This window comes from Pseudomonas sp. MWU13-2862 (genome assembly GCF_023242495.1).
GTDB lineage: Bacteria > Pseudomonadota > Gammaproteobacteria > Pseudomonadales > Pseudomonadaceae > Aquipseudomonas > Aquipseudomonas gingeri_D.
This window is the reverse complement of sequence record NZ_JALMEZ010000017.1, coordinates 127,463-149,446: the sequence shown is the minus strand read 5'-3', so window position 1 is coordinate 149,446 and position 21,984 is coordinate 127,463. Positions and strand designations below refer to the sequence as shown.

17 protein-coding genes are annotated in these 21,984 nt (G+C 60.7%); 9 read left to right on the top strand and 8 right to left on the bottom strand.

Features of this window, described 5'->3' with window-relative positions; all coding sequences use genetic code 11:
- Positions 1 to 184: 184 nt before the first annotated feature.
- Positions 185 to 1,063 (top strand): LysR family transcriptional regulator, encoded by an 879-nt coding sequence (locus M5C56_RS26915; RefSeq protein WP_103495211.1) that lies wholly within the window; start codon positions 185 to 187, stop codon positions 1,061 to 1,063.
- 190 nt (positions 1,064 to 1,253) lie between these two features.
- On the opposite strand, the gene M5C56_RS26910 is transcribed toward M5C56_RS26915, so the two are convergent.
- The gene (locus M5C56_RS26910) at positions 1,254 to 2,066 is read right to left on the bottom strand and encodes a glycosyltransferase (RefSeq protein WP_247263374.1); all 813 of its coding nucleotides are present in this window, start codon (positions 2,064 to 2,066) and stop codon (positions 1,254 to 1,256) included.
- A gap of 236 nt (positions 2,067 to 2,302) precedes the next feature.
- Here M5C56_RS26910 and M5C56_RS26905 point away from each other — a divergent pair, with 236 nt between their 5' ends.
- The gene (locus M5C56_RS26905) at positions 2,303 to 3,337 is read left to right on the top strand and encodes a hypothetical protein (RefSeq protein WP_103495204.1); all 1,035 of its coding nucleotides are present in this window, start codon (positions 2,303 to 2,305) and stop codon (positions 3,335 to 3,337) included.
- An 87-nt stretch (positions 3,338 to 3,424) separates the two neighbouring features.
- The gene (locus tag M5C56_RS26900; RefSeq protein WP_103495203.1) at positions 3,425 to 4,780 is read left to right on the top strand and encodes an MATE family efflux transporter; all 1,356 of its coding nucleotides are present in this window, start codon (positions 3,425 to 3,427) and stop codon (positions 4,778 to 4,780) included.
- A gap of 21 nt (positions 4,781 to 4,801) precedes the next feature.
- Here M5C56_RS26900 and M5C56_RS26895 read toward each other — a convergent pair whose 3' ends face one another.
- Positions 4,802 to 5,836, bottom strand: a complete 1,035-nt coding sequence (locus tag M5C56_RS26895; RefSeq protein WP_103495202.1) for a D-cysteine desulfhydrase family protein — start codon at positions 5,834 to 5,836, stop codon at positions 4,802 to 4,804.
- Positions 5,837 to 6,015: 179 nt separating this feature from the next.
- Here M5C56_RS26895 and M5C56_RS26890 point away from each other — a divergent pair, with 179 nt between their 5' ends.
- Together M5C56_RS26890 and ggt are read left to right on the top strand one after the other, a co-directional pair.
- A complete protein-coding gene (locus tag M5C56_RS26890) occupies positions 6,016 to 6,903 on the top strand; it encodes a LysR family transcriptional regulator (protein WP_103495201.1) in 888 nt (295 codons plus the stop codon).
- 171 nt (positions 6,904 to 7,074) lie between these two features.
- Entirely contained in the window at positions 7,075 to 8,802 is a 1,728-nt protein-coding gene (gene ggt, locus M5C56_RS26885; protein ID WP_103495200.1) for a gamma-glutamyltransferase, read from the top strand.
- 44 nt (positions 8,803 to 8,846) lie between these two features.
- On the opposite strand, the gene M5C56_RS26880 is transcribed toward ggt, so the two are convergent.
- The 5 genes from M5C56_RS26880 to rtcR form a co-directional block, all read right to left on the bottom strand.
- A complete protein-coding gene (locus M5C56_RS26880) occupies positions 8,847 to 10,388 on the bottom strand; it encodes a glycosyltransferase family 39 protein (protein WP_103495199.1) in 1,542 nt (513 codons plus the stop codon).
- Complete coding sequence (gene arnT / locus M5C56_RS26875; protein WP_103495198.1) at positions 10,385 to 12,076, bottom strand: lipid IV(A) 4-amino-4-deoxy-L-arabinosyltransferase; 1,692 nt, start codon at positions 12,074 to 12,076, stop codon at positions 10,385 to 10,387. The genes M5C56_RS26880 and arnT overlap by 4 nt, the downstream gene beginning before the upstream one ends.
- A 319-nt stretch (positions 12,077 to 12,395) precedes the next feature.
- Positions 12,396 to 12,836, bottom strand: a complete 441-nt coding sequence (locus tag M5C56_RS26870) for a CBS domain-containing protein (protein ID WP_103495197.1) — start codon at positions 12,834 to 12,836, stop codon at positions 12,396 to 12,398.
- A 183-nt stretch (positions 12,837 to 13,019) separates the two neighbouring features.
- Positions 13,020 to 13,775, bottom strand: a complete 756-nt coding sequence (locus M5C56_RS26865) for a YkgJ family cysteine cluster protein (RefSeq protein WP_103495209.1) — start codon at positions 13,773 to 13,775, stop codon at positions 13,020 to 13,022.
- 123 nt (positions 13,776 to 13,898) lie between these two features.
- Positions 13,899 to 15,500, bottom strand: coding sequence for an RNA repair transcriptional activator RtcR (rtcR, locus tag M5C56_RS26860; RefSeq protein WP_178130046.1), 1,602 nt, complete (start codon positions 15,498 to 15,500; stop codon positions 13,899 to 13,901).
- Between the two features lie 208 nt (positions 15,501 to 15,708).
- Here rtcR and M5C56_RS26855 point away from each other — a divergent pair, with 208 nt between their 5' ends.
- From M5C56_RS26855 to rtcA, 4 genes are all read left to right on the top strand, one after another.
- A complete protein-coding gene (locus M5C56_RS26855) occupies positions 15,709 to 17,256 on the top strand; it encodes a TROVE domain-containing protein (protein ID WP_103495195.1) in 1,548 nt (515 codons plus the stop codon).
- 189 nt (positions 17,257 to 17,445) lie between these two features.
- Positions 17,446 to 18,672, top strand: a complete 1,227-nt coding sequence (locus M5C56_RS26850) for an RtcB family protein (RefSeq protein ID WP_103495194.1) — start codon at positions 17,446 to 17,448, stop codon at positions 18,670 to 18,672.
- A gap of 22 nt (positions 18,673 to 18,694) precedes the next feature.
- Positions 18,695 to 19,483 carry a nucleotidyltransferase domain-containing protein gene (locus M5C56_RS26845; protein WP_103495193.1) on the top strand — a complete coding sequence of 263 codons (789 nt, stop codon included), beginning with the start codon at positions 18,695 to 18,697 and terminating at the stop codon, positions 19,481 to 19,483.
- Positions 19,484 to 19,492: 9 nt separating this feature from the next.
- A complete protein-coding gene (gene rtcA, locus M5C56_RS26840; protein WP_103495192.1) occupies positions 19,493 to 20,515 on the top strand; it encodes an RNA 3'-terminal phosphate cyclase in 1,023 nt (340 codons plus the stop codon).
- A gap of 1 nt (position 20,516) precedes the next feature.
- Here the strand turns inward: rtcA and M5C56_RS26835 are convergent, their stop codons facing one another.
- A complete protein-coding gene (locus M5C56_RS26835) occupies positions 20,517 to 21,422 on the bottom strand; it encodes an AraC family transcriptional regulator (protein ID WP_103495191.1) in 906 nt (301 codons plus the stop codon).
- Between the last annotated feature and the right edge of the window lie 562 nt (positions 21,423 to 21,984).

Sequence of the window (21,984 nt, the reverse complement as noted above, 5' to 3'; positions counted from 1 at the left end):
CGAAAATACGCCGGTGCGATTATCCGGCTGCACTGACGAGTGGGGGAAAATCCCCGATTTACGCGGCTTTCCGTGAGTTTCAGCGGCCCATGCAAATGCCAGGACGCCGAATGTAGTCAGTGGGCGGGAAATCGACAAACAATGAAATTTCGGATTAGCTATTAGAAAAATTAGGGGCTTGATCATGGTTCGACCGCACTTGCCATTGAATGCGCTGCGCGCTTTCGAGGCGTCCGCGCGGCACCTGAGTTTCACCCGGGCGGCGATTGAACTGTGCGTGACCCAGGCCGCGGTGAGTCATCAGGTCAAGAGCCTTGAGCGCCAGTTGAAGGTGACGCTGTTCAAGCGCGTTGCCCGCGGACTGATGCTGACAGCCGAAGGCGAAAGCCTGTTGCCAGTGCTCAACGAGTCCTTCGACCGGATTGCCCAGACCCTGGGGCGGTTCGAGGGCGGGCATTATCGGGAGGTGCTCACGGTGGGTGCGGTGGGGACTTTTGCGCTGGGCTGGCTGTTACCGCGCCTGGCGGACTTTCGCGCCCGGCATCCCTTTATCGATTTGCGGCTGTCGACCCACAACAACCGCGTCGATGTGGCCGCCGAGGGCCTGGATTTCGCCATCCGCTTCGGCGCCGGGGCCTGGCACGGGGTAGAGGCGATGCACCTGCTGGAAACGCCCCTTTCAGTGCTGTGCACCGCGCCGATTGCCCGGCAACTCAAAGCCCCCGCCGATGTGCTGAAGCAGACGCTGCTGCGCTCTTATCGGACGGACGAGTGGCCGCGATGGTTTCAGGCAGCGGGCTTGCCGGACGAAGGGCGGGTACCGGAGAGCATCGTCTTCGATTCCTCGCTGGCGATGATGGAGGCGGCGCTTCAGGGGGCGGGTGTGGCGTTGGTGCCGGTGAAGATGTTCGCCCGGCAATTGGAGGCGGAGCTTGTTCTACAACCCTTCGATGTCGAGATTGCCACGGGCAGCTACTGGCTGACGCGTTTGCAGTCGCGTCCTGAAACCTCGGCGATGGCGGCGTTCAGGAGTTGGCTGGGTGAGGCCGTGGCCACGCCTTGAGTCGCGCTCAGGCGTGAAGCAGGGCAATGGCGAAGGACACGACAACGGCGCAGGCAATGGCAAAATTGAGATTCATGGGGGCTTCGTCCGGGACTGTGGAGGCGGGCCTATCCTGGACGGATCGCGGGCAAATAAAAAATTCTGTTTTGCGATTTGAATGATCAATCGAAATGATGATTCAAACGCCGGGTTATATGTACGGCGAAGCGGGCAGGGCCGCAACGGGCTCCGGGCTCAGGCGGTTGTACATTTTGACCCGACGGTGGTTCTTGGCAAAACCGCCGGTTGCCGCCACTGTCCCGCTCTGGATATGGTCCAGATAGCGAAACAGCTGGCGCGGCGCAATGCACTCGACCCGGTAGCCGAGTTCGGTCATACGGTCTTGCAGTGCATAGCCGGGATTGCCGCCGTTCATATGGAAGTGCAGTCCATGGTGCTTGATAAGGCGTGCATTCCACAGCGTGCAAAAACTCTTCAGGTGCTTTTCCCGGAACGGCCTCGGCTCCCTGGCATTCATCCCCAGGGCGCGCAGGCCGCGTCGGGTGTAATGCTTGGCAAAGCGTGAGGTCAGGCGCCAGGCCGAGCGGATCACGCCCCGATTCAACTGCTCCAGGCAGCCGACCGCGACGACGTCCTCCGGGGTCGAGCACTGCCGGATCATCAGGCCGAACACGTCCGGATCATGGATAAAGGTGTCGGTGTGCAGCAGAAACAGGTATTCGGTTTCGACTTCCGCCAGGGCCAGGTCCAGAGCTCGGCCATGGGCGGCGCTCCCGCATTCAGGGGCGCCACTTTTGCGCTCGATCAGGTTGATCCAGTCCAGGCTGTGCAAATACTCGAGGCTTGCGTCGTTCGAATCGTTATCCACCACGAATACCGGGACATCGGTTCCATGCAAGGCGGTCTTCAGCAATTCCAGACAAGTCCGCGTCAGCTCATGGGTCTTATAGTTGACTAGCACAATGCTGTAATTCGCTTGCAGGGGACGCGTGCGCACCATCATGGAAAGCCTCGCTTATGGGCCGATGTAAGTGCCTGGGAGGTCAGGCGTGGGCGCATTCTGCAAGGGGCCAGGTTTCAGGCGTTTCTCCGTTGGGTAACTTTTTTGACACCTGCCCGTACCATTGATTGTCAGGTGAAAGTCGGCAGTACGGGGGCCATCAGGTTCGCGACCTATACTCAAGGCAGGTGATGCCGGCGGCACGACCGTGCTTGAACCGGTTTTAGGGAGTTGCGACCTTGAGCCTGCGTGCGCTGATTGTTGCCTTGATGGTGCTGCTGGCCGGGTGTGCCGGCCATGAGCGCGCCTCTGAGGTCGCGGCAGCGGCTGCGGTTTCGCCGGGGATCTGGCAGCAAGTCGATGTCGATCTGATCCAGGCTTCCGAGCAAGCCACCGTGCAAGCGGACGCCTGGGCACGCAGTACCATGGAGTATTGGCGTACGCGGATCTATCAGCAGACTGACGAAAAATTCATCCCCTGGTTCGACGGTTACTGGACCCAGGAGTGGTTGTCGATCAAGGTCGGTTGGTACCGGCTCAATGACCAGGGCGAGCAGGATCCATCGGCCAAGCGTCTGGCGAGTTACCTGCAGGAGCAATATCGCGCGCGGGTGCTGGCCCCGGTGGCAGTGGAGATCGATCCCGACTCGATCATGGATCAGGCGGCGCAGTTCTATCTCGAACAGATGGGCAAGCAACTGGCGGTGATCGCCCAGCGGTATGGCGTACCGGCGGACCAGCTCGCCCAGCACATCAATCAGATTCCGGCGATCTCCCTGGCTCCGCCCGCCGACCACAATGCCTCACTCTATCAAGCGCTGCATGCCGCGCCGTTGAGTCAGTTGCCGGCCTATCTCGCCTTGAACGCGCGTACCCACCTGGGGGGAGGCGCAAATGACGGAACATCGAGTGCGGGGATCAATTCGGTCGCCCGGCAGACCAGCGAGAAGCTCCAGTCCGAGTTCACCAGCCGTGGGGTGGCCGGTGCGGTCGCGACGGCGGTCGGTCGGGTTGCCGGGGCGATGATTTCCCTCGGGGTCGCGGGTTTTCGCGCGATCGTCCACGAGCATGAGCAGCCGGATACCCGGGTGCGCATTCGCAAGACCCTGGGGGAGGCTTTCGACAAGGCGTGGCTCAAGCTGGTGTCGGACCCGAGTGGCGGGGTGACGGCCACGACCCACTATCTGGCGGCCCAGATCGAAGGCTATCTGACGACCGCGGTGGAGCAGCGGGTGCTGGTCGAGCCGCCAGCGAAAGTGACGCCGCATCCTTGATCAAGGCGAGGAAAATTCAACACGGTCGGCGCTATAAGGTAGAGTCGGCGAGCACGCAGATGCAATTATTTGGAACTCGACCCCTTCATGCAAAAAAATGCTCAGCGCCCGCTTTGGCAGCTCTATCTGGTTTTTCTGGCACCCATGGTGCTTTCAAACTTCCTCCAGTCGCTTTCCGGTACGCTCAACAGCATCTATATCGGCCAGATGCTTGGCACCCAGGCATTGGCCTCGGTGTCGGGGATGTTTCCGATCGTATTCTTCTTTATTGCCCTGATCATCGGGTTGGGAGCGGGGGCCTCGGTATTGATAGGGCAAGCCTGGGGCGCCCGCGAGCCCGACTCGGTCAAGGCGGTAGCCGGCACGACGCTGGCGCTGGGCGTCCTGATCGGCTTGGTCGCGGCAGTGCTGGGCAGCGTGTTTGCGCGCCTGGCGCTGATCGGCTTGGGTACGCCCGCTGATGTGCTCGACGAGGCAGTCGGTTATGCCCAGGTGATGATGCTGATCATGCCGCTGTTGCTGGTCTTCGTGCTTTTTACTCAGTTGTTGCGGGGCATCAGCGATACGCTGTCGCCGCTGCTGGCGTTGGCGGTCTCCACCGCCACCGGCCTGCTCCTGACCCCGGCGCTGATTCGTGGCTGGCTCGGTTTGCCGCAGATGGGTATCAAGAGCGCTGCCGTGGCGGGGTTGGTGGGCACGGCATTGGCGATGGTTTTCCTGGCCTTGCGCCTGCGGCATAAAGCCAGTGTCATGGCCCCGGACTGGACATTGCTGAGGGCGATGCGCCTGGATTGGAGCATCTTGAGCAAAGTCCTGAAGATCGGCCTGCCCACGGGGTTGCAGATGGTGGTGTTATCGCTGTCCGAACTGGTGATCCTGTCCCTGGTCAACCATCACGGTTCCCAGGCGACGGCGGCGTATGGCGCGGTGACCCAGATCGTCAACTATGTGCAGTTTCCGGCGCTGTCGATTGCCATTACCGCTTCGATCCTGGGGGCCCAGGCCATTGGGGCCGGGCGTCTGGAGCGCCTGGGGCCGATTCTGCGCACGGGCTTGATGATCAACGCCTGCCTGACCGGTGCCCTGATTGTCCTGGGTTATATGTTGTCCCACTGGCTGCTGGGTTTGTTTATCATCGATTCGATCACCCGCGCCCAGGCCGAGCACCTGCTGCATATCATGCTCTGGAGCATTCTGGTGTTCGGTTTCCAGGCGGTGATCGGCGGCATCATGCGCGCCAGCGGCACGGTGCTGGCGCCGGTGTTTATCTCGATCTTCTGTATTGTCGGGGTGGAGTTGCCGGTGGCCTACCTGCTCGATGCGCGTTTCGGGCTGGAAGGGGTGTGGATGGCGTTTCCGGTGGCCTACATCTGCATGCTGGTTTTGCAGAGCGCGTATTACAAGGTGGTGTGGCGGCACAAGCGGATCGAACGGTTGATTTGACAGGGTGCTCCGGCGACTGTCTCAGGCTCGCTGCAGTGACTCGCGATAGGCGTAGAGCCCCGGCGAGCCGCCGGTCATCACGAACAGCAGGTTGTCGCCGCTTTGGTAACGGCCGTCACGCAGGTCGGCGAGCAATCCGGCCAGGGCCTTGCCGGAATACACCGGATCGACCAGCAACCCTTCGCTACGGGCCAGCAGGCGTACGGCTTCCAGCATAGCCTCGGTGGGCACGCCGTAAGCGCAACCCCGTTGGCTGCCGTTAACCTGTATCGATGCGCGTTCCAATGCGTGGGGATGTCCCAGCAAGTCGAGGGTGTCGCAAGTCAACTGCCAGGTTCGCTCGGCCGAGACGGTTTCTTCGGCCAGTACCGACCAGGACTTCACCAGCGCCGCGCCTCGGCCCAGCACCTCAAAGCCGGCAGCCAGCCCGGCATGGGTACCGGCACTGCCGTTAGCCACGAAGACTCGTTCGAAGTGCAGTCCCAATTGGGCCTCCTGCCGGGCAATTTCCTGGGCGCAACTCGCATACCCCAGGCTGCCGAGTGCCGTGGAGCCGCCGACAGGGATCACCAGGACCTTGCGTCCGGCCTCTTGCAACTGTGCTGCCCGATGATTGGCAACGGCCAGTGAATCAGCTCCGGCGGGCAACAGATGCAATCTGGCGCCAAACAACTCGTCGAGCAGCCGATTGCCGTTGTATTCGTAATCGAGGCCGGAAACCGCTGTCGATTGTGTCAGCATCAGTTCGCAGTCCACTCCCAAACGTGCGGCGGCTGCGGCGGTGAGCCGGGAATGATTGGATTGCAATCCGCCGACGGTGATCAGCGTGTCGATGTGCTGGTGCAAGGCCGCACCGAGGTGAAATTCAAGCTTGCGCAACTTGTTGCCGCCACCGCCCAGGGCCATGAAATCATCGCGTTTGAGATACAGGCCGATGCCTTTGGCCGCGGCTCCCAGCTGCTGTTCAAGGCGATACGCGCGCTGGATCGGCGTCGGGCCCTCAAGCAGTCGGGCGCGGGGGAAGGTGGCGAGGGTGTTGTCCAGCGAGGCGGTCATGGTCGGTCTCCCGTGAGTATGCCGTTCAGGGTAGGGGCCGACCGGGTGAGGATAAAGGCACCCTGCGTTCGTTGATTGCTAACCTTGGATTAGTAATCGATAAGGCCTCCGCTTGATTGACTTGCCGTTGTGGCCAGGCATGATGGCGAGCGTATTTTGCCCGGCCGAAGGTGGCAGTGATGAGCAAGCTCAGGCAAATGGAAGTGTTCGTTGCCGTGGTGGAGGCGGGGAGTTTTACCGAGGCGGCCCCGTTGCTGGGAATGTCGGCGGTGATGGTGGGGCGGCATATCCAGCAGTTGGAGCAGGTGCTCAAGGTGCGTCTGATCCAGCGTACCACCCGGCGCCAGACGGTGACCGCCGAAGGCCGGCTGTTCTATGACGAGGCCCGATTGGCACTTGAGCAGGTCGATGCCGCCTTTGCCCGTCTTGAGTCTTCCGCCGACAAACCCGGCGGCCTGCTGCGGATAACGGCGCCGATGACGCTTGGAGTCTCCTTCGTAGCGCCGCTGGTGGCGGCGTTTATGCGCGCCTTCGAGGATATCCAGGTCGAGCTGATCCTCGGCAACGAGATCATCGACCTGCAGGAACGTGCTTTCGACCTGGCGTTTCGGGTTTCGGAGGGGGTCGATATCAACCTGATGTCGGTTGCGTTGAACCCCTATCAAATGCTGATCTGCGCAGCGCCCGAGTATCTGCAACAGCACGGCACCCCGCTTGAACCCGCCGACCTCCATCGCCATCGCATCCTCGCCCACACCTCCTGGAACAACCGCTTTGCCTGGCCTTTGAGCGATGGCACGGAAGAGGTGCCATGGCCGGAAAAAGCCGTGTTGAAAAGCAATGACGGGCAGGTGTTGTTGCAAGCCGCGCTGGCCGGTAACGGTATCCTGATGCAGCCGGATTTCCTGCTGGCTCCGGCGATTGCCGAGGGGCGCCTGGTCCGTTTGCTGGACGCCTGCATCCCGGCGCCCAAGCCGGTGCATATGGTCTATCCGCGCTCCAGGACGCCGGTGCCCAAGCTGGAGGTGTTCATCGGTTTTGTCCGCCGATGGGCCCGCCAGGAGTGACTGTTCTCGCTGGCATCAAGTGTTTGCCATGTCCCCCTGGCTCAGCGTGGTACCCGTAAAAAGTTGCGCATTGGTACTAGGTAAATACCGCTGGAGCGCCTACCTTGGTAAAGGCCTGCGCAGGCAGGAGTCTGCGTTGTTCCCCGCAAATAAAAACAAGAGAGTCGGCTTATGAAGTTTGAACCCCTTGCGCGTTCGCTCCTGGCGACGGCACTGATTCTGGCTATTTCCCCTGTTCATGCCGCTTCCCAGGCCCCGGTCGCGGGCGAAAATGGCATGGTCGTCACGGCGCAGCACCTGGCTACCCATGTCGGGGTCGACGTGCTCAAGTCCGGCGGCAACGCGGTCGATGCGGCGGTCGCCGTCGCTTATGCGCTGGCGGTGGTCTACCCGGCCGCCGGCAACCTCGGCGGTGGCGGCTTCATGACCGTGCAACTGGCCGACGGTCGCAAGACCTTTCTCGATTTCCGCGAAAAAGCGCCCCTGGCCGCCACGGCCAACATGTACCTGGACAAGGACGGCAAGGTCGTCCCCAACCTGAGTTCGAAAGGCCATCTGGCGGTCGGCGTACCGGGTACCGTCTCGGGCATGGAACTGGCGCTGGAAAAGTACGGTACGAAAAAACGCGCTCAGGTCATGGCTCCGGCCATCAAGCTGGCCGACGAGGGCTTTGTGCTGGAGCAGGGCGATATCGACCTGTTGCACACCGCCACTGACGAGTTCAAGAAAGACATTCACGATTCGGGCTCGATCTTCCTGAACAAGGGCGAACCGATGCAGGTCGGCCAGAAGCTGGTGCAGAAAGACCTGGCCAAGACCCTCAGGGAAATCTCCGCCAAGGGCACCGACGGCTTCTACAAGGGCTGGGTCGGCAAGGCCATCGTCGATTCGAGCAAGGCCGGCAAGGGCATCATCACCCAGGCCGACCTCGACAAATACAAGACCCGCGAGCTGGCCCCCATCGAGTGCGACTACCGTGGCTACCACGTCGTTTCGGCGCCACCGCCGAGCTCGGGTGGTGTGGTGATCTGCGAGATCATGAACATCCTCGAAGGCTATCCGATGGCGGACCTGGGTTATCACTCGGCCCAGGGCGTGCACTATCAGATCGAAGCCATGCGGCACGCCTACGTCGACCGCAACAGCTACCTGGGTGATCCCGATTTCATCAAGAACCCTGTAGCGCACCTGTTGGACAAGGGTTACGCCGAGAAGCTGCGGGCGGCCATCGAACCGCAGAAGGCCGGGATCTCCAAGGACATCAACCCTGGCGTGGCACCTCATGAGGGCAACAACACCACCCATTACTCGATCGTCGACAAATGGGGCAACGCGGTATCGGTGACCTACACCCTCAACGACTGGTTCGGTGCTGGCGTCATGGCAAGCAAGACCGGGGTCATCCTCAATGACGAGATGGACGACTTCACCTCCAAGGTCGGTGTGCCGAACATGTACGGCCTGGTGCAGGGTGAGGCCAATGCCATTGCCCCGGGCAAGACACCGTTGTCATCAATGAGCCCGACCATTGTCACCAAGGACGGCAAGACGGTCATGGTGGTGGGGACGCCTGGCGGCAGTCGGATTATCACTGCAACCCTGCTGACCATCCTCAATGTCATCGACTACAAGATGAACATCCAGGAAGCGGTGGACGCGCCGCGTTTCCACCAGCAATGGCTGCCGGAGGAGACCAATATCGAGGCCTTTGCCCTGAGCCCGGACACGCAGAAGATTCTTGAAGGCTGGGGGCACAAGTTTGCCGGTCCTCAGCCGTCGAATCACCTGGCGGCGATCCTGGTCGGCGCTCCGTCCCTCGATGGCAAGCCGGTAGGCAACAACCGCTTCTACGGCGCGAACGATCCGCGTCGTAATACGGGGCTGTCGTTGGGTTATTGAGGCTGAAATGAACAAGGGCACCTTTCGGTGCCCTTGTTCATTGGCTAGAGGCCTTTGGCCTTGGGGATATAAGCCACGCTGCCACTCTCTTTCTTCTTGGCCAGTCGCGCACCATTGGTGAGCTCGGTGTTGACCACATCATGGTCAGCTGAGAGGTAGCTCAACGGCACCTCGTCGTGCTTGCTGTAGCTGGTGACGATCAGGGTACGTGACGGATCCCAGCGCTGACCGCTGGTTTTCTCCAGCCAGGCCATGAACGCAGCGCTGTCGCCGGTACGTGGGTAGTCCTGGGAATCCTTGATGTAGTAGAACGGTGCGCCCTGGTTGTTCATGTACATCGGCAGCTTGTTATCCACCTCGATCATGACGATTTTCCATTCGTCCCAAGGCATTTGCTGGCTGGCCTTGGCGCGCACGTCGTCGGCGAACTTGGTCACGCCGCCGCCGCTGTTGGTCCACGGGTAGAGCACGCCGATCACCAGCAGCAGGAGCAGCGCCGCCGCCGCGAAGCCTTTCGACCAACCCGGGCCCGCGACCTTGCCGGCCGCACGCTTCTCTTCCAGGCGTCGGGTCACCCACCAGGCCGCCAGCAACTGGGCGAATGGCACCAGGGGCAGCACGTAGTAGCTACGGCGACTGCCGCTGAGGGTGAAGAACAGGAACAGCAGCCCCAGTCCCCAGACCAGCCAGCGGGTGTTGGGCTCGATCTTCTTCCATTGGCGGATGGCGACCCACAGGCCGAGGATCCAGAACGGTGCCCAGGGCAGGGTGTAGGCCGGCAGGTAGATCAGGTAGGTGTAGATCGGCCCCATATGGTCGAAGGGATTGAAGAAACGGACCACGTTTTCCTTGAACACCAGCGCCAGGCCGCTTTCGCCATAGGTCGGCGAGCCATAGAAATGCGACAGCACGAAAGGAATGGCGTACAGCGCGCCGGCAATCGCCAGGGCGACGAACAGCCGTGGGTTGAGGTGGCGTTTCCAGCGCCCGTCAGCCAGTACGTGGGGCAGCAGGATCAGGCCCGGCAGGATGAAACCGATCAGCCCCTTGAGCAGGGAAGTCAGGGCCAGGATCAGGAAAAACACCGTGTAGCGGCCCAGCCGGGTATCGTCCGGCCCGCGCCAGTACCACCAGATGGCCGCGACCACACCGAACACCGTGAGGATATCGGCGGTTGCCACCCGTGCCCAGAACACGAAATAGAAGGTGGTCGCCAGCATCCAGCCGGCGATCAGGCCGGTGCCCTTGCGCCACAGGCGCTCGCCGATCAGGTAGACCAGCCAGACCGTCAGCCAGGCAGCAATCACCGACGACAGGCGCAGCGACCAATTGCCCAGGCCGCCCATCAGGCCGGCGCTGGCGGTGATCAGCCAGTAGGACGGCAGCGGTTTGTCGTAATAAGGCGAGCCCTTGAGGTAGGGGTCGAAGTAGTTGCCCGACTGCAGCATCTGCAGGGCGATGTTGGCCCAGCGCGTTTCCGCGCCCCACAACTCGCGTTGGCCCAGGCCCACCAGCAGCAGGACGGCCGATACGATAAGCAGAAGCGTCAGTGCGCCTTTGTCAGTTTTCCAGAAACTCTGATTCATGGTTGGGTCTGCGGGAAGATCATGATGATGGTATTACCCTTTTGATAACGCTTGCCGTCCAGTGGGAGCTGCTCGACTTCGCGCATTTCGTCTACGCTCTTGACGCGTAGCACTACACCGACCGAACCCTGTTTACGGGCTTCAGTCATCCATTGTTCGACGTTGGCGGAGTTGACCTGCCGCTCGGCGGCATCAGGATAGTCGAGACCGTACTTCAATTCACCCGCTGTGTTGAACAAATCCACCCGCGGGCGTTGCAGGCGCCAGGCCAGGGAGGAGGCGGCGCCCAGCTCATTGCTCAGCAGACGGTTGGTCTGGCGCAATTCATTGACATGTTCTGCAATAAATTGGTCCGGCATCTGGCTGTTGACGATGCTGGCCGGCATGCCCGCCGGCAGCAGCGCCACCAGCAAGCCGATCCCCAGCGCCGGCATGGCCCAAAGGGTGAGCGGACGTAGCGCTTGCAGGGCGTTGGCGATGATCCAGCCCATCAACATGATGAACACCAGCGAGAGATTGAAGACTTCCGCATGGCTGTTGGCGTAGATCGAACGGCTGGTTTGCAGGTAGATCAGGGCGACCATGGCCGCCACGCCGAGGACCAGGTTGAGCCAGCCATTGAGCCGCAGCATCCGGCCTTCGGCGCGGGTCACCCGATCGATCAGCGCATTGCCCATCATCAGCGCCAGCGGCAACAGGCACGGCATGATGTAGGTCGGCAGTTTGCCTCGGCTCAGGCTGAAAAAGGCCAGGGGCAAGAGGAACCACAGCCACAGGAAGCCGGTACCGGGCAGGCGCTTTTGCTCCCAGGCCTGTTTGAACGTCGGTATCAGCAGCACCGACCACGGCAGGCAAGATGCCACCAGCAGCGGCAGGTAGAACCACCAGGGCCGGGCGTGCTGGGCGTTGTCGCCGGCGAAACGCTGGATATGTTCGTGCCAGAAGAAGAAATTCCAGTAGTCGGGTTCCTGGGCATTGACCGCCAGCACCCAGGGCAGCGCGATGATCACCGCCACGATCACGGCCAGCGGGCCATAACGCAGCAGCTCACCGAGGCGGCGTTGCCAGACCATATAGGGCAGGGCGATCAGTACCGGCAGCAGCAGGGCGAGGAAACCCTTGGTCAGGAAACCCATGCCGCAGGCCAGGCCCAGGCCGGCCCAGGCGTACAGGCGCTGGCGTTGTTCCTTGCTGTCGACCGCGAACCAGAACGCGAACAGGCTCAGGTTCGACCACAGGGTGAATTGCGGGTCGAGGTTGGCGTAGCTGGCTTGCCCGGCGATCAGGCCGAAGCTCATGAACAGCAGGGCCGAAGCGAAGCTCTTGCGCGGGTCGTTCCACAGGCGCCGGGCGATCAGGTACGTCAAGAGTACGCTGAGGCCGGTGGCCACGGCTGATGCCACGCGAACGCCGAAAAAATTCTGGCCAAATATGGCCTGGCCGATGGCGATCATCCAGTAGCCGGCAATGGGTTTTTCGAAGTAGCGCAGGCCCATGAAATGCGGGGAGGTCCAGTTGCCGCTTAACAACATCTCCTGGCTGATCTGGGCGTAGCGTGGTTCGTCGGGGATCCACAGGCCGTGGCCCATCATGGGCAACAGGTAGAACACCGCGAAGGCCAGCAGCAGCACCGGCACGGACCAGCGCCTGAGCGTCGCGGCGGAAAGTGGAAACACGTGAGGGTTCATGGGTCGACCTTAGCGGTAAGCGCCGCAGCTAGGGTTTGAGCGGGGCAGGCACAATGCATGGACTTGATGGCCCGATCCAGGGTTTCGATGTTTAAAACTGTAAAGGATAGACAAGGCCGCGTGTGGGCAGGGGGGAATGTAGAGAGGCGCAGGTGGGAGTGAAGTGAAAGCGTTGTGAAAAAATCGGAAATATCGCTGGAAGCCCCGTATTAGCGGGGTTTCATAAACATTTTGACATACTTTATTGGGCGATCATTGAGGTGGCGGGAGCGAGCGGCGTCGCTCCTGCCGTGAGCCATTCCAGGGGCCGGGGCTGGCCTTACTCGCCGCGAATATATTGTTCCAGTTGGCGGATCAGGTCGGCCTGTTCGGCAATGGCCTCTTTCACCAGGTCACCGATGGATAGCAGGCCGATCAGTTGCCCGTCCTCGACCACCGGAAGATGGCGCAGATGCTTGTCGGTCATGATGCTCATGCAGGTTTCCACGTTCTGGCGTGAATCCACGCTGATCACCGGGGCATTCATGATCTCGTGGACCTTGGTGGTGACCGAACTGAGCCCGTGCAGGATCACTTTGCGGGCGTAGTCACGTTCACTGATGATGCCCACGACCTGGCCGTTTTCGAGTACCGGAAGGGCGCCGACATTTTTCGAGGCCATCAGTATCAAGGCTTCGAACACAGTATGGTCGTGGGCGATGGTATGCACGCCCTGATGCTGGCTACCCTTGAGTTTCAACAGCTCTGCGACGGTTTTCATGGACGGCTCTCTCTTGCTGTTCTTAGTGTTCTTGTTTGGGAGGGCCACACTCCATCGTGGCACTCTTACAGAATCGTAGACGGATACCGCGAAGACGATGCGGAAAGCGGCCTGTAGAGGCTGAAAAAACGTCATTGCCCGATTTTTTGCCGCAGATGACCGCCGTTCACTGAGTCAAGCGCCTTAATCGGCCGATCGCAAGGGAATAAAGCGGTAGTGTCCTGTACCCGATTGAGTGACTGCCGCGCCATGGGCGAGCAGTGCCCGGGTGCTGTTTTCATCGGCCAGATGAAAAGCCCAGTGCTGTCCAGTGGAGCTGAGCGTCCGCTCCCCGCGAACCTCGTCGATGGCTGCCATGAACGCCTGCATATCGGGCAGGTAGGTAGCGAAGCCGTTGCCCTTGAGGGCGGTCGTGCTGATACCGAGGCGGGCACAGATGGCTGCCTTGGCGCCGATATCCTCACGGTCGGCCTGGCGCGAGCGCTCGATCAGTTCGGCCAGTTCCTGGTCGACCAGTTGCCCACCGACGATCAGGTCCGGGCCTTGCTCCCAGGATTCGGGCGGACAGTCCTTGCGGTCTGTGCGCAACGGGATATGCGGATTGATCTCCGCCGGATAGATGCGGCAGACCAGCGGGCGCCGCTCGTAGATACCGCAGCGGTTGTCGGCATCGAGATTGCGGCACGGCCCGTTGTTGTAGGCGGCGAACGTGACGGCCAGCCAGGCCTGGGTTGTTCCGCTGGGAACCAGGATCGAACGGCGCCGGGCGTGTTCGAATTGTGCTTCGGCCACCCCGAGGCCGTTTTCCAGGAACGCTTCTACCAGCACGATCACCGTGCCGCCGTCCGCCGCCCATTGGCGGGACTCCTCGAGCGTCAACGGGACGTAATGGTCATTGCAGCATTTGCCGCAGCCCACGCAGGAAAATCGTGTGTTGATCAACTCGCCACCTCACCCAGCTCTTTTTGAACCGACGCGCAAGCACCGGCCCCCGTGGTTGCACGGAGTTTGATCTGTGGAGGGGGCGAGTAGCTTTTTTGTTACAGGGTTGGCGAAATAAACTCAGTGGTTGGGATTCAGTTGCTTCCAGTCCAGGCCAAATCGAGCCAGGTATTTGCGCAGTCGGTCGGCGTCGTTAGGATTGGCCTTGTTCTGGCGGGAGGCGTTGAATAGTTGACGGCCGGCATCCGACAGGCTGCTGGCTCTGCGACACACGTCAATCACGGCATTGAGCTGCAAGCGATCAAACAGATCGACTTCCGGGGTGTTTTCGCCAAATAGCTGATCCAGGGCGTCTTGCGGTTCAGCCAGACCCCAGGCCCGGCGCAGGCGTTCTATTTCCTCCTCGACCTGGATTTCATCAATGCGACCGCTGTCTGCCAGGGTGGCCATTCTGGTGATCGACGCCGATAACTCTCGGAAGTTGCCGAGCCAGCTCGCTTCGCTGGAACTGGCGAATGTCAGATAGCGACGCCGTGCTTCAGCGTTGAAGCGCGCCAGATGGCCCTGTTCCCGAGCGTGGCGCTCCAGTTCGAAGTCCAGATTCGGCTCGATGTCTTCGCGCCTGCCCGCGAGGCCTGGCAGGTCGAAGGTCCACAGGTTGATTCGGGCGTACAAGTCTTCGCGAAACAGGCCTTCGGCTACACGACTGCGCAGATCCCGGTGGGTGCCGGCGATGATCAGGAAGTCGCTTTCGACTTCCTTGTCGGAACCGAGGGGGAAGAAGCGCTTTTCCTCGACGGCCTTGAGCAGCATCGCCTGCTCGTCCAGGCCCAGCTCGCCGATCTCGTCCAGGAACAACAGGCCGGTGTCGGCCGCCCGTAATAGGCCTTCGCGACTGTTTTGCGCGCCGGTGAATGCGCCCTTGATATGGCCGAACAACGCCGACATGGCGCCGTCGCCGCGCAGGGTGGCGCAGTTGACCTCGACAAACCGCCCCTGAACCTGGTGCCGGCTGCGCTTGAGTTCATAGATGCGTCGGGCGAGAAAGGACTTGCCCGCGCCGGTCGGCCCGATCAGTAGCATCGGCGCACGTGAGCGTACAGCTACGCGCTCGATCTGCTCGATAGTGCGATTGAAGTCGGCATTGCGTGTGGCAATCCCGGACTTCAGAAATGCCAGTCCCTCAAGACGCTTGTGGGTAAAGCGTGTGGCGATCCGGTCATAACGCGACAGGTCCAGGTCGATCAGTGCGTGAGTGCCGGTGACCCGTGCTTCTTCATCCAGGCGTCGGGCGGGGGAGGTCTGGATCAGCCGCGCCGGCAGATAGCGCGCTTCGGTGAGCAGGAACCAGCAGATCTGCGCCACGTGGGTACCGGTAGTGATATGCACGAGGTACTCCTCATGCTCGGTATCGAAATGGTAGTCGGTGGTGAAGTCATGCAGCGTTGCGTATACCTCTTCGAAATCCCAGGGATTGCGCAAGGTCATGGGGTGCAGGCGCACTTCGGTTTCCGGCGATACCTGGCGAATGTCGTGGCTGACCCGTTCAGCCAGGCTTACATCCCGGGCGTCGGTGCCGTGGATCAGTTCGAAGCGGTGCACCAGCAAGTCAGGCTGCTGGCACAAGCCCACACTTGGTCGCCAGTGACCCCAGCGGTTGGCGCCCTTGCCGACGCGATCGAGAGTGGAGCCGATAAAACCGATGGTGACCGTACGCTTGATGGGCATGTTTATCTTTCAGGATAAATGACGATATAAAATAATAAATAAAAAAGGATTTTTTGTCTGGTTCAAAAAACTGTTTTTGATAGAGGTATAAAAAATTACTTATAAATCATATGTTTATAATTATTTTTGGCGGAAATAAAAAACTGGCACAGCGTCTGCAATACCTCTGGCAACAAACAAGACAGCAGAGCGAGATGCCAAGATGGCCAATACCCAACTGTTTCATGCTCGTGCCATGCCGGCAGCGTGCGACACACTGAATGCTTCCCAGGCCCCGGCGTATGCCTACACCGCTCGCCATGCCCTGGCACAGTTGGCCGTCACCGGTTGCCTGAACTCAACCTTCTATGCCAGCGCGGAAAGCCAACTGGACGAAGTCCTGAAGCGGGTGACCGAACTTGATAGCGTCTTTGTCGCCAAGGCAGCGATTTATGCCCGCCAGAAAGGGCACATGAAAGACATGCCGGCGTTGCTCCTGGCGGCCCTGGCAGCTCAACACTCGACAATGCTGCCGGTGGTGTTCGCACAGGTGGTGGACAGCGGCAAAATGTTGCGCAATTTCGTACAGATCCTGCGCAGCGGTGTCACCGGGCGCAAGTCGCTGGGCTCGCAGCCCAAGCGATTGGTACAGGAGTGGCTGAACACGGCCAGCGAGCAGCAGTTACTGCAAGCATCAGTGGGTAATCAGCCCTCGCTGGCGGATGTGCTCAAGATGGTTCATCCCAAGCCAAGTGAAGCCTGGCGCGGAGCATTCTTTGCCTGGGTCCTCGGCAAGCCCGTGGCAATCGACACCTTGCCACCGTTGACTCGCTCGCTGCTGGAGTTTCGCGGCGGTGCGACCCGGCAACTGCCTCAGGTGCCGTTCCAGTTGCTTGGCAACGAGACGCTGGACAAGCACCAGTGGGCTGCGCTGGCCATGAGCATGGGCTGGCAGGCTTTGCGGATGAACCTGAACACATTGGCTCGCCACGGTGCCTTTGAGGTCCAGGGTTGTGCCACAGCTGTTGCGGCGCGACTGGCGGACCCGGAGGCCGTGGCCAAGGCGAGGGTTTATCCATACCAGTTGCTCGCGGCCTACCAGATGACCGGCGCCGAAGTGCCGCAGGTGATCCGTGAGGCATTGCAGGATGCGTTGGAGCTGTCCCTGGGCAATGTCCCGGTGTTGCGGGGCTCGGTGGTGATCTGCCCGGATGTCTCGGGTTCGATGCACAACCCGGTCACCGGCTATCGCCAGGGGGCGACCACGGCTGTGCGTTGCATCGATGTGGCGGCACTGATCGCGGCGGCCATATTGCGCAAGACACCGGAGGCGAGGGTGATGCCGTTCGAGAACGAGGTGGTGAAGGTGCGGCTCAATCCACGGGACAGTGTGATGAGCAATGCCCAGAAGCTCGCCGCCATCGGTGGCGGGGGCACCTGTTGCTCGGCACCGCTGGCGCAGTTGGCTGATGAAAGGGCCTGGGTGGACACCTTGATTCTGGTGTCGGATAACGAGTCCTGGATGGATGAACGACGTTATGGCGCTACGGAAACGATGCGGCAATGGGAGCGTATCCGCCAGGTAAATCCGAATGCGCAGTTGATCTGTATCGACATGCAGCCCGGTGTGACCACCCAGGCACCGGACCGGCCAGACATCTTGAATGTCGGCGGTTTCAGTGACGCGGTGTTCGATGTCATCAGCCAGTTCACCGAGGGCTCCTACGGGGCGCGGCACTGGGTGAAGGTGATTGACGCCATGTCGATATGACAAGCTTTGATTGATGGTTTTACTCCGGCGAATGCCGGTGGAACTACAGTACGCCGTGGTGGTGGGTTCGATTCCCGCTTGCCGCAAGGTAATAGCTCAGTGGTCAGAGCGCGGTGCCTGTTTCACCCCTTTGTTGTCGCCGTTAACCCAGGACAAGGCCAGTGTTTTGGCCATCAGGAAATGAATAATATGCAAGACCAGACCTATACCTTGCTCGAAGTCGCCAACGGCAAGCCGATCAAACTCTGGACCCAGGGCGTCCCGGTCGAGCCAGAGGCTCGTGAGCAACTGATGAATACGGCAAAGATGCCGTTCATCTTCAAACATATGGCGGTGATGCCGGACGTGCACCTGGGCAAGGGCTCGACCATTGGCAGTGTGATCCCCACGATGGGTGCGATCATCCCGGCGGCGGTCGGCGTTGATATTGGCTGCGGCATGATAGCCGCCTGCACCTCGCTGACCGCCAGTGATCTGCCGGACAACCTGCACGGTTTGCGCACGGCCATCGAGCGGGCAGTGCCCCATGGGCGTAGCGGTACTCGCGGCGGTCGAGATAAGGGCGCCTGGGATCATGTTCCGAGCGCGGCTGATCTGGCGTGGTCGGCGCTGGAGTCGCGGTTCAAGGCGATCACCGACAAGTATCCCAAGCTTGCGAAGAGCAATAGCCGCAGCCACCTGGGGACGCTGGGTTCAGGCAATCACTTCATCGAAGTCTGTCTGGATGAAACGAACCGCGTCTGGTTCATGTTGCACAGCGGTTCGCGTGGCGTCGGCAACGCCATCGGCAACTTGTTCATCGAGATGGCCCGGGCCGATATGCGCGAGCATATCGCCAACCTGCCGGATCGGGACCTGGCGTACTTTGAAGAGGGCAGCCAGCATTTCGACGATTATGTCGAAGCCGTCGGCTGGGCCCAGGATTTCGCCCGGCAGAACCGTGCACTGATGATGCAGGCAGTGATCGCGGCGACACGCCAGGTGATCAGCAAGCCCTTTGATGTAGCGCTGGAGGCGGTGAACTGCCATCACAACTATGTGCAGAAGGAGCGGCACTTCGGTGAAGAGGTTCTGGTGACCCGCAAGGGGGCGGTGTCGGCGAAGAAGGGCGAACTGGGGATCATTCCAGGTTCCATGGGGGCCAAGAGCTTCATTGTGCGCGGGCTGGGCAACGAAGAGTCGTTTTGCTCCTGCAGCCATGGCGCCGGACGGACGATGAGCCGTACCCGGGCCAAGCAACTGTTCACCGTCGAGGACCAGATCCGGGCAACGGCCCACGTGGAGTGCCGCAAGGACGCGGCGGTGATCGATGAGATTCCGATGGCCTACAAGGACATTGACCAGGTCATGCACGCCCAGCGCGAGTTGGTGGAAGTGTTGCACACCTTGCGGCAGGTGGTGTGTGTAAAGGGATAGAGCGGATTGAAAGGAAATAAAGATGGAACATGCAGAACGTCACCCGCTGGATCGCGCCATGCGCGCCCGGGTGCTGGAGGAGCTTGCGCGGATAGAGCGCGAACGCAACGTCAAGGTGCTGTATGCCTGCGAGTCCGGTAGCCGTGCCTGGGGCTTTTCGTCGACGGACAGTGATTACGATGTGCGGTTTGTCTATGTGGAAAAACCGGACTGGTTCATCCAGGTCAGTGAGGCTCGGGATGTGATCGAGCGGCCCTTGGACGACGAGCTGGATATCAGCGGCTGGGAGCTGCGCAAGACCCTCGGGTTGTTGCGCAAGTCCAACCCGACCTTGCTCGAATGGCTCGACTCGCCCTTGGTGTATCACAGCGAAGAGGTCGCGACCCGGTCGTTGCGTGAACTGGCTGAAGCGTTCTATAGCCCGCCAGCCGCGCGCAATCACTACCTGTCGATGGCCAGGAAAAACTTCCGCGGCTACTTGCAAGGCGAGACAGTGCGTTTCAAGAAATATTTCTACGTGCTGCGACCTTTGTTGGCGGTGCGCTGGATCGACATGGGATTGGGTCGCCCGCCCATGACGTTCGATGCCCTGCTCAAGACCGTCGACGATCCGCTGTTGCTGGAGGAGGTTGATGAGTTACTGCGGCTTAAGCGCAGTGCGGATGAATCCGCCTACGGCCCTCGGCGTCCGGCGCTGCACGGGTTTATCGAAACACAATTGGAGCGTCCGGTACCGGTATTGCCGCGTACCACTGAAGATAGTCAACGGCTGGATCGCTACCTGAGGGAAATGGTTTACAGCTATGCATGAAGGAAGGATATGGAAAGGGATGTGATTGACCTGGATGGCGCCATGGGAGGCGGGCAGGTATTGCGTAGCGGGCTGAGTCTGTCGATGGTGACGGGGCGGGCGCTGCGGATCGGCAATATTCGGGCAAAGCGCGGCCGTCCCGGTTTGATGCGCCAACACCTGGCGGCGGTGCTGGCATCCGCCGAGGTGTGTGGGGCGAAGGTGGAGGGCGCGCAACTCGGTTCGCAAAGCCTGTATTTCGAGCCGGGTCCGATTCGTGGTGGGGATTTTCGCTTCGCTATCGGTACGGCAGGGAGCTGCACGTTGGTGCTGCAAACTTTGTTGCCTGCTTTATTGCAGGCACCCGCGCCGAGTCGTGTGGTTATTACGGGCGGCACTCATAATCCATTGGCGCCGCCGTTCGAGTTTCTCGAGCGTGCCTGGTTGCCTCTGTTGCGGCGGATGGAGGCGAAGGTCGAGCTGCAGCTCTCGCGCCACGGTTTTGTGCCAGCTGGCGGCGGCGAACTGGAGGCCTTTATCCAGCCTTCGTCGTTGAAGGCTTTGCAGCTGAATGAGCGCGGGGTTGTGCTTGCACGCGATGCCTGCGTATTACTCAGCGGGGTTGCCGAATCCGTGGCCGAGCGCGAGTTGGCCAGGGTTGGCAGTCGCCTGGACTTTCCGGGTGAGTCGCGTCGTACAGTGCTGATCGATCCGGCTGAAGGTCCTGGCAACGCGCTGTTGCTGGAATACCGCTGTGAGCAGGTGACCGAGGTGTTCAGCGCATTTGGGCAAGCCCGCTTGCGGGCCGAGGCCGTGGCGGACGAAGCGGTTAAGTCTGCCAGGCGCTGGTTGAACAGCAGCGCCGCGGTAGGCGAGCACCTGGCCGATCAGTTGCTGTTGCCCATGGCCCTGGCCGGTGGCGGGCGTTTCACTACGCCCGGCATGACCGAGCATCTGCACAGCAATATTCGCGTGATCGAGAGTTTTCTGCCGCTGAGGATTACCTGTACGACAGCGGCGGGCGGGGTGCTGCACGTCGAGTGTCGCGCCTGATTCAGGATTCTTGCCGCCGGCGCCGAAACTGCCCCGGTGGCAGGCCCTGGGTGGCCTTGAAACGGCGTGAAAAGTAGGCCTCGTCGGCAAAACCACACAGTTGCGCAATCTGGCTCACCGGCTTTTCGCTGTTGAGCAGGTGCGTGCGCGCCAGGCGCATGCGGCGTTCCAGGACCAGCTCCGAGAAGGTGCTGCCGGTTTCCTTGCGCAGCAAGTGGGTCAGGTAGTTGGGCGACAGAAAGGCCGCCTCGGCGGTGTCCTTGAGGTTGAGCGCCGGGTCGGCGATATGCTCGCGCAGATAACTCGAGACCCGCGCCAGTGCATCCCGTCGGCCGCGTCGTGCCGCCTTGTTCGCCGACAGGGCCTGCAACTCGTCTGCATACAGGCTGCAGATCTTGCCGGTCAGTTGCAGCAGGCAGCCCTTGAGCGCCTGGCGGGTGCCAAGATCGCGACCCTGATCCAGCTTGCGCATCTTTTCCAGCAGGAGCAGGACTTCGGCGAAGTCATGGTCGGCAAGGATAAAATCCAGGTGCTCCTGATGCTGGAACGGTGATAGCTCCGGCAGGTCATGGATGGAGAGGTCCTCCAGGTCCAGCGGGTCGCAATGCAGGTGGGGCAGGAAAAACGCCTGGGAAAAGTTGATCAGGACAAAGTTGCCGTTTTCCGGGTGCGGGATCAGGTGCAGGCGATGGGGCAGGATAAACGCCAGGGCCTGGCTCGGATAGGGCCGGATGGCGCCGCCGATGTGCTGCACGGTGTCGCCGCCCAGGTTGATCTGGATCTGGAAGTAGTCATGTCGGTGCGGGGTGACGATGGCCGGGCGGGCCTGTTTGTCACGGATATAGAAGTCCGGGCGGTCGCTGCGTTGCTGCATGCCATAGGTGCGCACACGGGAAGAACTCGACATCGACACTGTCCTTGAACTGAACCGGATGCCGACATTCTAAGGGGCGAAGGAGGGCTTTGCGACGCCACGGGTGGATTTTGGTGGGTGCCGGTTCTTTTGTTTTTCTGGCATTCGGAACTTTCCTGAGTCGATGTATTTAATTGTTTCTGGTTTGTCGATTTTTCATTACAAATGTTCGACAATGCACTGATTAACGGCGCGTTGCAGGAAGTTCTACTCTCAGGGATGTGTCGTGTTTTTTAAGCTTCGTTTGTGTGCCCGGTTGCGTGTCTGCGTGACCGGTCGGTCAGTTTTGCAACATTCGTTGTACCCCTTTGCAATCATCAGCCTGTCTGCCAGCCTCACGGCCATGGCGGTGCATGCAATACCGCTACCGCTTGATCCACATGGGTGTCAGGCACGACTCGGTCGTAGCCAATGACGAGGAAACGGATTCGACGGGTTCAACCAGGCAGGTCGAGAAAGAGGGAAAACTCTGCAGTTAAAAACTGCAGAGCGAGTTAGCTTTTAGCCTTGACTCGAGACCGGCTAATGGGCGTCTCCTTTTCAAGTCCGATTTGAG